This window comes from Shewanella sp. HL-SH8 (assembly GCF_051165765.1).
GTDB lineage: Bacteria > Pseudomonadota > Gammaproteobacteria > Enterobacterales > Shewanellaceae > Shewanella > Shewanella glacialimarina.
This window is the reverse complement of record NZ_CP195039.1, coordinates 3,280,153-3,293,147: the sequence shown is the minus strand read 5'-3', so window position 1 is coordinate 3,293,147 and position 12,995 is coordinate 3,280,153. Positions and strand designations below refer to the sequence as shown.

Here is a 12,995-nt window from a genome sequence, read left to right as displayed (position 1 = left end):
AATGTTGATAGAAGTACAACAATACCCATTGACGAAATAAGGGGGCTAACTTTACTTTATGGCTTAGTTTGCTTCAAGTTTTTATCTTCATTGCCTGTGGCGCAATCGTCATATTTTTACTACAGCTTTATCACCTAAACTAACCGCAGTAACTAATGCGCAATACCCATGTTAGGCACATTGAATTTCTGCATGGTTTGCGGCAAAACGCATGCTCGGCTAAATTGGCAATCATTTTGCGTTGGTCGACAGTTACGGCTTGTTAACTGATTAGGTGTTTTTATTTTACACATACACAATAAAAATGTTCGATTACCTCACTAGAGTCATGTTTATTCGCATGCCTGCACTAAATAGCCGTCAGTTATGCTAGTATTAGCCACTAATTTTTGTGCCGTTTTAATTAAAGAATAACACCTATTATTTAATTAACTTTTTGGTACAAAACGTTACTTTTTACGGGAGACATTATGTCTATTAAGACAAGTATCAACCCGCCTGTATTTCTCTCTTCAGTTATTCTTATTACCATGATGGTTTTACTCTGTGCCATCGCACCAACTGAAGCTAACTTGTTTTTTAAATCAGTACAGCACTGGTTAGAAGTAAAAACGGGTTGGATGTACATATTAGGCGTTGCCATCTTCTTAGTGTTTATCATTTTTGTGATGATGAGCCGCTTTGGAGATATTAAGCTGGGGCCAGAGCATTCTGTGCCTGATTATAGTTATAAAAGTTGGATCGCCATGCTGTTTTCGGCAGGTATGGGCATAGGGCTGATGTTCTTTGGTGTAGCAGAGCCTGTGATGCACTACCTGGCACCACCCGATGCATCACCTGAATCGATTAAAGCGGCGAAAGATGCATTAAAGATTACTTTTTTCCACTGGGGCATTCATGCTTGGGCTATTTATGCTGTAGTGGCATTGTCTTTAGCCTACTTCTCGTATCGACACAAATTACCTTTATTACCTCGCTCCGCTTTATACCCGTTAATTGGCGAGCGGATTTATGGCCCAATTGGTCATGCCGTTGATACCTTTGCGGTACTTGGCACTATGTTTGGTGTGGCTACTTCATTAGGTTTTGGTGTGCTGCAGATAAACTCAGGTTTGAGCTATCTTATTGACGGCCTGCCTAACAATACCACTGTGCAGGTGGTGTTGATTGTGATCATCACAGGCATTGCCACTTTATCGGTGTTTTCAGGACTCGATAAAGGCGTAAAACGCTTAAGTGAGTTGAACTTAGGTTTAGCATTATTATTAATGGTATCGGTATTAGTGCTGGGGCCAACTGTGTTGTTGATGCAATCTTTTGTGCAAAACACCGGTGGATATTTAAGTGAGATTGTTGGTAAAACATTTAACTTATATGCCTATGAGCAAAAAGATGACTGGATAGGTGGTTGGACATTATTGTATTGGGGCTGGTGGATCTCATGGTCTCCTTTTGTGGGTACCTTCATTGCGCGCGTCAGTCGCGGGCGTACTATTCGTGAATTCTTAATCGGCGTGTTATTTGTGCCATCAGCGATTACTTTTTTATGGATGACAGTGTTTGGTAATACGGCAATCGATGCCATTGCCAATCATGGTGCGAGTTATTTATCTGAAGCGGTATCCAGTGATGTATCAGTTGCACTGTTCAAGTTTTTTGAACACATGCCATTCTCGACGATTTTATCAACAATTGCTGTCTGTTTAGTGGTGACATTCTTTGTGACATCATCGGATTCTGGCTCACTGGTTATTGATAATTTAACCTCGGGCGGTGACAATAATGCTCCGGTTTGGCAACGTATATTTTGGGCTGCATTACAGGGTGTTGTAGCATCTGTGTTATTGGTGGCGGGTGGTTTACAAGCGCTGCAAACGGCCGCTATCGCCAGTGCAATGCCATTTTTAATCGTGATGCTATTGATGTGTGTGGGTCTGTATAAAGCATTAAAAGATGATTGGCTTAAAATCAACAGCGTGCAGTCACACAATACCAGCGTGCAATATGTTAAGGCCAATATGACCTGGCAAGACAGGTTAGATATTTTAGTGTCTATGCCCACTAGAGAGGATGCACAAAATTATCTTGATACCATAGCTCAACCGGCTTTAACCGAGATGAGAGATACGTTAATAAGCAAGGGCCAATTAGCGGATATTATTTTTAAGGATGAGCGGGTTAGGTTAGTTATTGGTCCCGATGACTTATTATCGTTTGTATATGGCCTTCGAATACGAGCTTACACAGTTACGGGCACAACAGAAGAGAATATTAGCTCTGATCAAGCCTATTATCGTGTGGAGGTTTTCCTTGAGCACGGTGGTCAGCAATATGATGTGATGGGTTACACTCAAGAGCAAATTACAGCAGATATTGTCACTCAATATGAGCGTTATTTGCATTATGTGCACTTGTCGCATGCGGAACTTGTCGATTAATCAACGCTAATTACTGCACATTTGTGCATTAACAAAACAAAATCATTGCCCCAAGCGATAAGCCTTATTATCCTTGGGGCAATTTATTTATGCTGAGGTTAGATTCGACATGGTTGGTGAGAGCAAATTAGACAAGGTATTGGCTGAAGCAAGAGACTATAAAGCCAAGCGTGAGACTGGTTATCGTGAACAGGCGTTAAAGCTCTATCCTTGGGTTTGCGGACGCTGTACTCGAGAGTTTACCCATAAAAACTTGAGTGAGTTAACCGTACATCATCGTGATCATAACCATGACAATAATCCGTCAGACGGCACTAATTGGGAGTTATTGTGTTTATATTGTCATGATAATGAACATTCGCGTTTTGAAGAGTTAATTCGTTATGGCAGTACCACAGAAAACAAGCAAGATGTCGCGACCCATAATCCGTTTGCCAATTTAAAATCGATGATGAAAAAGTAAGCTGATTTATTCATAGTGCCAATATCCATATCAGCTTGAATGCCGTTAACGGGTCAAGCTGAGTGCTATTGTTTACGTTTGCTTGAGAGTGCCAGTTAATACATTAATAATGCTGTGATGTTTGCCTAAAGTAATCTTTTTTCAGCATCTAACCATTTAGCTCTTGATAGAGCCTGGCTATTTTTACTGTCAGCGAACTGTAATTTACGAGATTCTAGTTGATCCAAAATGTGTTGCTGTTGTTGATCGTTGGCCTGTGACCAGATAACAATTTCATCGACATGTCGATAACACCCCATACAGAAATCATCTTCATTTAAGCCACATCGAGCGACGCAAGGTGAATGCATTAAGTTTACCAGCCTATTTTTCGGTAATGATATGCCTTGATATTATCATGTTTAAAATTGAGCTGTTACAATTGCAGTCATCGATTTGCTAATGTGTTAACTGTCATTATGGCCGAACAGGTTCAAATATCTCAGCAAGATAGCGAGTTAACGCAATCTGCTGATCTCCCCCAAAAAGATGTTATTAAGCCAGATTACGCCACTCGGCTCAGCCAATTATCCACGTTATTGGCGTTGACTCAGCCTTTATGGCAGGTGGTGGCGTTTGATTGCAAGTACCTGCCTTGGCAACAAGCATTTCCAACATTAACTGCCAAACTATGGCGCATTCCTGATACTGAGATTGATCTAATAGACAGTAACCCCTCGTTACTGTTAAGCAGTTTACTGCCGGCATTAGAACAGGATTTGCAAGCTGCAAAACAGCACCAGACTCTCAGTTTGCTGCCGTTACTTAATCGCCAAGCTTATGAGTTGGCAGCGGAAATAAATCAGCCTATTGATGAGTCTGCCCTTAAACATTTCAGTGGTCATATTAAAGGCCGTAAATGGCAACAAATTATTGCTTTTACTGAGCAGGCTTTTGCTAATAACCATGACCACCTTCCAATACTTGAGTGGTGCGCTGGTAAGGGACATTTAGGCCGATTGATTGCAAAAACACAACAAGGTTCTGTGACCAGCTTAGAGTGGCAACAGGATCTCTGTGAGCAAGGGCAGTCTTTTGCTGATAAATGGCAGTTAGATCAGAAATTTATTTGTGCAGATGCGTTTGCCGATGTTGGCGCAAATACTTCACCGATTAAACAAACACAACATGCAGTGGCTTTGCATGCTTGTGGCGATTTACATGTTCGTTTACTTCGCTTGGCCAGTGAAGCAGGTACCCAGATTATTTCAATTTCGCCATGTTGTTATCATTTAATTCAAAATAGCCATTATCAGCCATTATCAAATATCGCAAAACAAGCTAAATTAACCTTGTCCCGTCACGATTTACAATTGCCATTGCAGCAAAGCGTGATTGCCAATCAAAAACACAATACCCTAAGACAACAAGAAATAGCATGGCGTTTAGGGTTTGATAGTTTGCAAAGAACAGTACGCCAATCGGATCAATATTTGCCCGTACCCACCATTAAGCAAAGCCAGTTAGCTGGTTCGTTTAGTGATTTTTGTGTTTGGGCTGCAGCCCAAAAAAGTATATCTATACCCAGTGATACTATTTTTGATGATTATCTTCAGCAAGGGCTTAACCGTCAGAGGTTAACCCAGCGGATCGATTTGGTTCGACATTTATTCAGGCAAGCTATCGAGCAATGGTTGTTAATAGATAGGGTGTGCTTTTTAAACGATCAAGGTTACCAGGTAACACTGACGGAATTTTGTCCAACTGAAATAACCCCAAGAAATGCTTTAATCCATGCCTATAAAACACATTTGGTTTAATTTATGCCATTAAGCTTTTGTTTAGACTGTTTTATTTCATAAAAGTCTGATTGATTCAGTTATCTAGCGCAAACTTAACTAACAGCAAGCAAATAATTAAATAGCAAAACCATGTGAGTTTTAACGGTTTTTTATTGCAGTTTTAAGCCATTCTTGTTCAAATGTCGGGTTATTAGTGAATTACAACAAATCAAGCCACCCAACAGTGATGTTTGTGTAACGACATCTTGGTATAAATGACCCTGTGCTTTGGATATTTAAGCCAAATCTGAGTGGTATTGAGTAAAAGTGAACAAATGGTTTAATGAAATACTCTCGCGTGTTTATCAATAGTCTGGCTTATGAGCTAGCGCCTCAAATTGTCACAAGTCTAGATCTCGAATCTCGTCTTGCGCCTTTATATCAAAAGTTTCGTATACCTATGGGGCAACTTGCTGCTTTAACGGGTATTACTGAGCGCCGCTGGTGGCCTAAAGGTCATCGTCTATCTGACGGTGCAATTGCTGCGGCAAACAAAGCAGTGAATGAAACCGGCATCAATGTGAGCGACTTAGGGGCTGTGGTTTATACCGGAGTGTGCCGTGACCAACACGAACCGGCAACGGCTTGTCGTATTGCCGCTAAGTTAGGTGTATCTAAAGATACTGCTATTTATGATATCAGTAATGCTTGCTTAGGCGTTTTATCCGGTATTTTAGATATTGCTAATCGAATTGAACTTGGACAAATTAAAGCCGGTATGGTGGTGTCTTGTGAATCTGCTCGCGATATCGTTGAAGCAACCATTGACCATATGCTGGCTGAACCGACTATGCAAAATTTTGCCCAGTCATTAGCGACTTTAACAGGTGGTTCTGGCGCGGTGGCAGTTATTTTGACTGATGGTAGTTTATCGCTTAAAAATACTCGTCAGCACCAATTATTAGGCGCAAGTCATCTTTCAGCGCCCGAGCATCACAATTTATGCGAGTGGGGCTTACAGGAAGCGGGGCATATGTTGTACCGCGAATTTATGCGTACCGATGCGGTAACCTTGTTAAAAGAAGGCGTCGACTTAGCCAAGCATACCTGGGATCATTTTTTAGAACAGCGTGATTGGGTTGTGGAACAGGTTGATAAGGTCATTTGCCATCAGGTAGGGGCATCTAATCGTAGGCAAGTGTTGAATGCGTTAAACATTCCGCAAGAAAAAGAATATCCAACCTATCAAACCTTAGGCAACATGGGCACGGTGTCTTTGCCCGTTACTGCGGCTATGGCCCATGATGAAGGTTTTTTACGTCAAGGCGATCAAGTCAGCTTTTTAGGTATTGGCAGTGGTTTGAACTGCATGATGTTAGGGATTAAGTGGTAAAAATCCCTTATTAATTGAACACAACTCATTGAACATAAAACAATAAGCATTCAATAGGACACATCATGACGTCGCACACAGAACAATTACAGTCATTACTGCCATTTGAAAGCCATTTTTTAGATAGAAATGGCCATCAGTTACATTATATTAATGAAGGCAAGGGCGAACCTGTTGTTATGGTTCATGGTAACCCAAGCTGGTGTTATTACTTTCGCAACTTAGTCAGTGCGCTTAGTGCTAATCATCAGTGTATTGTGCCTGATCATATAGGTTGTGGAATATCCGACAAACCAAATGATCCTGATTATGATTACACCCTAAACAATCGTATTGATGATTTAGAAGCTCTACTAGACAGTTTAGGTATTACAGAGGACATTACCTTAGTGTGTCATGACTGGGGCGGGATGATAGGCACAGGCTTTGCAGCACGTCATCCTGAGCGAATTAAACGTTTAGTGTATTTGAACACAGCAGCGTTCCATTTACCTCAGTCTAAGCCGTTTCCGTGGGCATTGTGGATTTGCCGTGAAACCTTATTAGGCACCTTGTTAGTGCGCGGTTTAAATGCTTTTTCATCTGCGGCATCGTATGTCGGTGTTAAGCGCAAACCTATGGATAAAGCCGTGCGTGAAGCCTATGTCGCGCCATTTAATTCGTGGAAAAACCGTATTTCGACCATTCGTTTTGTGCAGGATATCCCATTAAAGCCAGGTGATCGTAACTTTGATTTAGTCACTGACATTGGTGATAGCCTAGCTAAGTTTGCGGATGTGCCCACCTTGATTTGTTTTGGTTTACAAGATTTTGTGTTTGATAAACACTTTTTAGCCGAGTGGCGAGTACGTATGCCCCACGCTGAAGTTCATGAGTTTGCAGACTGTGGACATTATATTTTGGAAGACGCCAGTGATGATGTTATTGAGCTCATCCAAGGTTTTATCAAGCAAAACTAAAGGCTCTTCGGAGCCTTTTTTATTAAAGACTTAAGAATTTCTATCGGTAATAACGGCAAATTGATTTAATTGGCATTATTTTTATTCCACTTTGATTAAGTAACTCAGCTATTTATGACTAATACAACATCTTTGCCAGATCCTACAGCGGATCAACACACGCAGCCTGACTCAGTAACTGAATATGCTAATTTGTGTCAGCATTTAGTGAATGCGGCTATGCACAGCCCTGATTTATTAGCGGTTGCCGTGCAACAGGCTAAAGGTAACGGCCAGTATCAATACCAAGAGTTAACCTTTGCCCAACTGGATAAACAATCCGACGAGATGGCCTATAAGCTGAACGCCGCTGGCATTCAACAGGGCATGAAAGCGGTATTGATGGTGACGCCAAGTATCGCTTTTTTCAATCTTACTTTTGCACTTTTTAAAGCCGGTATCATTCCCATTTTAGTCGACCCAGGTATGGGGATTAACAATCTAAAGCAATGCTTTATTGAAGCTAAACCTGACGCTTTTATTGGTATACCTAAAGCCCATATAGCAAGACGTGTACTCGGTTGGGGTAAAAAATCAGTCAAGTATTGCATTAATGTTGGCGGTAATCGCGTTGAGCGCTGGCTGGCAGGTTGCCTCAGCATTGAGTCGTTAAAACAGGTTAATGGTACCCAGTACAATCGTTATCCTATGGTTAAATTAGCCGAAGATGACATGGCCGCAATTCTGTTTACCAGTGGCAGTACCGGCACGCCCAAAGGCGTGGTTTACAGCCATAAAATGTTTGAGGCCCAAATCAGTGCCTTAAGAAATGACTATGGCATTAGCGTTGGCGAACGCGACTTAGCCACTTTTCCGCTGTTTTCATTATTTGGCCCCGCCTTAGGCATGGCTTCAATTGTGCCAGACATGGATGCCAGTAAGCCCATTACGGCTGAGCCGAAACACTTATTTGCGGCAATCACGCAATATCAATGCAGTAATATGTTTGTTAACCCCGCACTTCTTGAACGATTAGGCCAGGCTGGCGAGCAAACTCAACATAAGCTGACCTCGATAAAGCGGGTTATTTCAGCCGGCGCGCCAGCAACCATTTCATCTATCAAACGTTTCAGCAATATGCTTGAGCCTGACGTTGAAGTGCTTAATTCCTATGGCGCGACTGAGTCGTTGCCCATCAGTAAAATTGCCAGCAGCGCATTATTCACCACCACAGATAAAACCGATCAAGGCGCAGGCATTTGTGTCGGTCAGGCCATTGAGGGTGTTGAAATAGCGATTATCGATATTATTGAGCAACCCATCGCCCATTGGACAGACTATTTAATATTACCCGCTAATCAAATAGGCGAAATTGTGGTGAAAGGTGCCATGGTCAGCCAGGCCTACTATCAACGTGATAGCGCCACCGCAGGGGCAAAAATACAAGACGGCACGCAGATGCGTCACCGAATGGGTGATGTTGGCTACCTTGATGAGAATAACCAACTGTGGATGTGCGGCCGAAAAGCCCACAGAGTTGATGCCAGCGTGAAGGGCCAGTATGAAAAGCGGTATTTTTCTATCCCTTGCGAGCGCGTGTTTAATACCCATGAGCAAGTGAAACGTTCAGCATTAGTGCCAGTGACTATTGATGGCAGTATTGTGCCACTCTTATGTATAGAACTGAATAAAGGGGTGGTGTGCTCAACCTCCAAAGTGCTGTATCAAGCCCTACTCGAACTTGCTAATGCTCATCCACATACCCAGGGGATAAGCCGCTTTTTAATTCATCCAGAATTCCCGGTTGATGTGCGTCATAATGCTAAAATATTTCGTGAAAAATTAGCAGTTTGGGCTCAAAAAGAATGGAAAGAATAATGTTTGAACAACACACTATGCTGACCGATTATCCAATTGAAGAGCAAGTTGCACTAAATCAACTCAAGCAAAAGGTGGCGAAGGTTTTTGTCACCGGTGCAGGGGGGTTTTTAGGTTTTGCTATCTGTAAACGACTCATTGCCGCAGGTATTGCCGTGGTGGGTTTTGCAAGAAGTGATTACCCTAAATTAACTCAGATGGGCGTGAACTTAATTCATGGCGATATTGCTAACCCTGAGCAAGTGACTGAGGCGATGCAAGGCTGTGATCTGGTATTCCATGTGGCGTCTAAGGCCGGAGTTTGGGGCAGTAAACAGAGTTATTTTTCACCTAATGTTGATGGCGCAGATAACATTATTAACGCCTGCCAACGATTAAATATTCAATACTTAATTTATACCAGCACCCCAAGTGTGACCTTTGCCGGTGAGGATGAAAATAGTATCAATGAACAGGCGCCTTATGCCAAAAGCTATTTAAATTATTACGGTGAGTCTAAGGCGGTTGCTGAAAAAATGATGCTAGCGGCCAATAGCCCAAGCTTAAAAACAACCGCATTAAGACCGCATCTTATCTGGGGGCCGAATGATCCCCACCTTGTCCCGCGGGTCATTGAGCGAGCCAAAGCAGGGCGCTTGAAGCTGGTCGGCAAGCAGGATAAGTTAGTCGATACCATTTATGTCGATAATGCGGCCTATGCGCATATTCTTGCGGCGGTTGATTTAACCACGGCGGCAAAATCCGCGGGTAAAGCGTATTTTCTCAGTAATGATCAACCTATTACCATGGCGCAAATGCTCAATAAAATATTAGCCAGTGTTGATTTACCTCCGGTGAGTAAGCGAGTGCCAGCGGGATTAGCTTATGCTGTAGGCGCCTTACTTGAGTTTGTTTATTTGGCATTAAATAAATCACAAGAGCCAATCATGACCAAGTTTGTCGCTAAGCAGTTATCAACCAGTCATTATTTTGATATTAGCGCCGCTAAACAAGACTTAGGTTATCAACCTCTGGTATCGATTGACGAGGGGATGCTTCGATTAGCTGACTCACTAGTCAGTTCGCGGTAATTGATTTACTTATCAGCTCAATTCACTTTTGACACACAGACTGATATGCAGACTTTAGTGTAATTTACTGTTCATCATTTTAAAGTATGCTGCGAGCTAGTTAATCTTCACAACCTATTTATGATCAATGCTATAAGGAAGTAGTGTTATGCATATCAAATCTGTTCTCTCATCTTCAAATGTCCTATTATCTGCTAGTCGCTACAGTTTATTACTTATCCTTGTCAGCCTGACTATGGCTCAAACGGGGCAAGCTATTCCGTTAAATACTCAGCTTGAAGTGTTTTATGCTGAACAGGATCACGTTGAATCTAATCCATTAATCGGTACATGGCAGCTAGTGTCAGGTCAATATCTTGATGACAAGCAGCAATGGGTCGATTATAAAAGTCTGCATTTAACTTCGATCAAAATAATATCTAAAAGTCATTTCAGTTTTACCACGATGAAGTCTGTCCAGGGTTCTAAACAATTTTGGGCTGCGGGAACCGGAACCTATCAACTAACTGATCAATTTTATATCGAAAAACCGGTACTGAATTCATTTGGAGTAGCTGAAGATGTAAGCTTCAAATTTGAATATCAGCTTAAGCAAAACCAACTGCATACAAAGCGCGTTGAAAATGGTGTGTTAAAAGAGACCGAGATTTGGCGACGGATCTAAACTTATTTTATATCTTTAGGCTTAGGCTTTACCCTAAATTGTTTAGTCTAAAGCCTTTAATTTGTTGTTTTTAGTTCAAAGCATCAGATATATGGGTGAAGGCTTGAGTTAACATAGGCTTTAATCAGTAACATGCTCTACTCATATCGCTACCATCTAGGTTATGTAACATTGTATTTACATCTTGCCCGAAACTATTTTGCTTATCCATATTGGTTATATCTTATTCCACTGTATCTTAAATTGGCTCACTACCTTAAAACTACTACAACTAAAGTGAGCTAGGAGAACAAGATGCAAGATAACAAGCAAGCCAAATGGAATTTGGCGACATTAGCGATTCATGGTGGTCATCAGCGTGAAGCCTTTGGCGCGTTAGTTACCCCGCTTTACCAAAGTGCCACATTTGTATTTGATAACGTAGAACAAGGTGGAGCACGCTTTGCGGGAGACGAAGCTGGCTATATTTATACTCGTTTAGGTAATCCCACCACTTCAGAGCTTGAACGTAAGATGGCACTGCTAGAAGGCGCTGAAGACGCCGCGGCGTGTGCCTCAGGCATGGCGGCGGTATCAAGTGCTTTACTTACCCACTTGCAAGCGGGTGATCATTTAGTGGCCTCTAAAGCGGTTTACGGCTGTACCTTTGCATTAATGACAACCCAGCTGAACCGTTTAGGTATAAAAGCCACCCTAGTTGATTTTGCTGATTTAGCGGCGATAGAAGCGGCGATTACCCCGCAAACTAAAGTACTTTTTTGTGAAACACCGGTAAATCCGCATTTAGATGTGTTTGATTTAGCGGCACTGGCTCAAATCGCTAAAAAACATAACCTAGTATCGATTGTTGATAACACTTTTATGACGCCTTTATTGCAGCAACCGCTGGCAATGGGGATCGATATGGTGATCCACAGCGCGACTAAATACCTCAATGGTCATGGTGATGTCATAGCCGGCATAGTGTGTGGCAGTAGTGAGCATTTACATAAACTTAAATATGAAATACTGAAAGACTTTGGCGGGGTGATATCACCGCATGATGCATGGTTAATCTTACGCGGTTTAAAAACCTTAGATGTGCGTTTAGCGCGTCATTGTGATAATGCAGAAGTTCTGGCTGAATATTTAGATAAACATCCCGCCTTTGGCAAGGTGTTTTATCCTGGTTTAGCCAAACATGCCGGACATAAGTTCATTGGCACTCAAATGAAACGTGCTGGCGGCGTTATTGCCTTTGAACTCAAGGGTGACAAGCAAGATGCGATGAAATTTGTTAATCGTTTAGGCCTGTTTACCATTGCCGTTAGCTTGGGCGATGCCGAATCACTTATTCAGCACCCAGCGTCGATGACTCATTCTCCTTATTCTCCCGATGCAAGACTGGCAGCAGGGATCACAGACAATCTGTTACGAATTTCAGTGGGTCTTGAAAATGTGCAAGATCTGATTGATGACATCGAGCAAGCACTGAGTTAATTGCGAGATGTTAACGATTAGTCTTTAGACTTCAGACGCTAGCTGAAGGCTGTCGGCGATGTGCTGATAGCCTTCATATAAGCTGATATCAATTGCCGATTTACTGTTGGCTGTTTTTCTATAATGAATAAGCACATTCTTTAGGTAACGCTCGATAACAACCGATTGCTCAGCGCAATGGCTTTGCCAAATCTTATCGCCCAACAAGCTTATTAATGGCGCAGATGACTGCTTTATCTGATTCGTTGCCGGCCGGCGGACGTAAAGTAACTCATAATAACGGCGATTTTCGCTGATAAGCTGCTCATCAATCAATTGGCAGTGGTTAGCATTAAGCATTGCCCTGAGTTTTGCGACATTATTAACTGAGCACAGTAAAAAATCTAAGCTTAATGACGGATGCGTGTATATCAATTGTTGAACCATTTGTAGCATTAAATCCCCACCCACACCCGCAATAATCACCAGTTGTCGACCTTGATAATTATTTAATGGCAATTGCGCTACATCTAAACAATGCACTTGCCAATGCTGTGCTGTGTCAGCGTTGTCAGTTGCGTATGTAGTGAGTGGGTAAAATAATTGCAGCTTGTGTTCAACTTGCTGCATAAGCTCGGGGACGATATCCACAAAGTGGGTTGTCGTTGCCAGTTTTTGATTGAGTATCTCAGCACCTAATAACCCGTGGTCGCAGCAACAATCCCAGACATGCACATATTGTGGGGTGATCATTTTGACGATATTGGATAAGCGATGACTGAGTTTCATATGATCTATTTCAGCTAATATGGTTTTAAAAACAGGATTGTAACGACAAAAATACTTGTTCGCTAGCGCAGATAATCTCGATTTATATAGATATTAGCGTGATTCTTCCATAAAATGGCAAGTTAACTTTTTTGCCGCTATCTT

General features: G+C 42.0%; 11 protein-coding genes. 9 read left to right on the top strand and 2 right to left on the bottom strand.

What is annotated here, in order from left to right:
• Positions 1-470: 470 nt before the first annotated feature.
• Positions 471-2,438, top strand: a complete 1,968-nt coding sequence (locus ACRWQN_RS14465; RefSeq protein ID WP_434938510.1) for a BCCT family transporter — start codon at positions 471-473, stop codon at positions 2,436-2,438.
• Between the two features lie 109 nt (positions 2,439-2,547).
• Complete coding sequence (locus ACRWQN_RS14460) at positions 2,548-2,901, top strand: YajD family HNH nuclease (protein ID WP_226414380.1); 354 nt, start codon at positions 2,548-2,550, stop codon at positions 2,899-2,901.
• Positions 2,902-3,026: 125 nt separating this feature from the next.
• On the opposite strand, the gene ACRWQN_RS14455 is transcribed toward ACRWQN_RS14460, so the two are convergent.
• The gene (locus ACRWQN_RS14455; RefSeq protein WP_434938508.1) at positions 3,027-3,251 is read right to left on the bottom strand and encodes a DUF1289 domain-containing protein; all 225 of its coding nucleotides are present in this window, start codon (positions 3,249-3,251) and stop codon (positions 3,027-3,029) included.
• A 108-nt stretch (positions 3,252-3,359) separates the two neighbouring features.
• Between ACRWQN_RS14455 and ACRWQN_RS14450 the strand changes: the two genes are divergently transcribed.
• The 7 genes from ACRWQN_RS14450 to ACRWQN_RS14420 all read left to right on the top strand — a co-directional run bounded on the left by ACRWQN_RS14450 (position 3,360) and on the right by ACRWQN_RS14420 (position 12,083).
• On the top strand, positions 3,360-4,700 hold the full coding sequence (locus ACRWQN_RS14450; protein WP_434938506.1) for a methyltransferase: 1,341 nt from the start codon (positions 3,360-3,362) through the stop codon (positions 4,698-4,700).
• 304 nt (positions 4,701-5,004) lie between these two features.
• Positions 5,005-6,054, top strand: a complete 1,050-nt coding sequence (locus ACRWQN_RS14445) for a 3-oxoacyl-ACP synthase III (protein WP_434938504.1) — start codon at positions 5,005-5,007, stop codon at positions 6,052-6,054.
• 65 nt (positions 6,055-6,119) lie between these two features.
• Positions 6,120-7,013, top strand: coding sequence for an alpha/beta fold hydrolase (locus ACRWQN_RS14440; protein ID WP_434938503.1), 894 nt, complete (start codon positions 6,120-6,122; stop codon positions 7,011-7,013).
• 114 nt (positions 7,014-7,127) lie between these two features.
• Complete coding sequence (gene oleC, locus ACRWQN_RS14435; RefSeq protein ID WP_434938501.1) at positions 7,128-8,870, top strand: olefin beta-lactone synthetase; 1,743 nt, start codon at positions 7,128-7,130, stop codon at positions 8,868-8,870.
• Complete coding sequence (gene oleD, locus ACRWQN_RS14430) at positions 8,870-9,940, top strand: 2-alkyl-3-oxoalkanoate reductase (RefSeq protein ID WP_434938499.1); 1,071 nt, start codon at positions 8,870-8,872, stop codon at positions 9,938-9,940. The genes oleC and oleD overlap by 1 nt, the downstream gene beginning before the upstream one ends.
• A 148-nt stretch (positions 9,941-10,088) precedes the next feature.
• Entirely contained in the window at positions 10,089-10,604 is a 516-nt protein-coding gene (locus tag ACRWQN_RS14425) for a hypothetical protein (RefSeq protein WP_434938497.1), read from the top strand.
• A 294-nt stretch (positions 10,605-10,898) separates the two neighbouring features.
• Complete coding sequence (locus ACRWQN_RS14420; RefSeq protein ID WP_434938496.1) at positions 10,899-12,083, top strand: trans-sulfuration enzyme family protein; 1,185 nt, start codon at positions 10,899-10,901, stop codon at positions 12,081-12,083.
• 24 nt (positions 12,084-12,107) lie between these two features.
• Here the strand turns inward: ACRWQN_RS14420 and ACRWQN_RS14415 are convergent, their stop codons facing one another.
• Positions 12,108-12,851 carry a tRNA (adenine(22)-N(1))-methyltransferase gene (locus ACRWQN_RS14415; RefSeq protein WP_434938494.1) on the bottom strand — a complete coding sequence of 248 codons (744 nt, stop codon included), beginning with the start codon at positions 12,849-12,851 and terminating at the stop codon, positions 12,108-12,110.
• Positions 12,852-12,995: the final 144 nt, after the last annotated feature.

Coding starts and splice junctions, on each gene's coding strand:
- oleC (WP_434938501.1), top strand. CDS start 7,128: ATGACTAATACAACATCTTTGCCAGATCCTACAGCGGATCAACACACG.
- ACRWQN_RS14440 (WP_434938503.1), top strand. CDS start 6,120: ATGACGTCGCACACAGAACAATTACAGTCATTACTGCCATTTGAAAGC.
- ACRWQN_RS14445 (WP_434938504.1), top strand. CDS start 5,005: ATGAAATACTCTCGCGTGTTTATCAATAGTCTGGCTTATGAGCTAGCG.
- ACRWQN_RS14450 (WP_434938506.1), top strand. CDS start 3,360: ATGGCCGAACAGGTTCAAATATCTCAGCAAGATAGCGAGTTAACGCAA.
- oleD (WP_434938499.1), top strand. CDS start 8,870: ATGTTTGAACAACACACTATGCTGACCGATTATCCAATTGAAGAGCAA.
- ACRWQN_RS14425 (WP_434938497.1), top strand. CDS start 10,089: ATGCATATCAAATCTGTTCTCTCATCTTCAAATGTCCTATTATCTGCT.
- ACRWQN_RS14415 (WP_434938494.1), bottom strand. CDS start 12,851: ATGAAACTCAGTCATCGCTTATCCAATATCGTCAAAATGATCACCCCA.
- ACRWQN_RS14465 (WP_434938510.1), top strand. CDS start 471: ATGTCTATTAAGACAAGTATCAACCCGCCTGTATTTCTCTCTTCAGTT.
- ACRWQN_RS14420 (WP_434938496.1), top strand. CDS start 10,899: ATGCAAGATAACAAGCAAGCCAAATGGAATTTGGCGACATTAGCGATT.
- ACRWQN_RS14460 (WP_226414380.1), top strand. CDS start 2,548: ATGGTTGGTGAGAGCAAATTAGACAAGGTATTGGCTGAAGCAAGAGAC.
- ACRWQN_RS14455 (WP_434938508.1), bottom strand. CDS start 3,251: ATGCATTCACCTTGCGTCGCTCGATGTGGCTTAAATGAAGATGATTTC.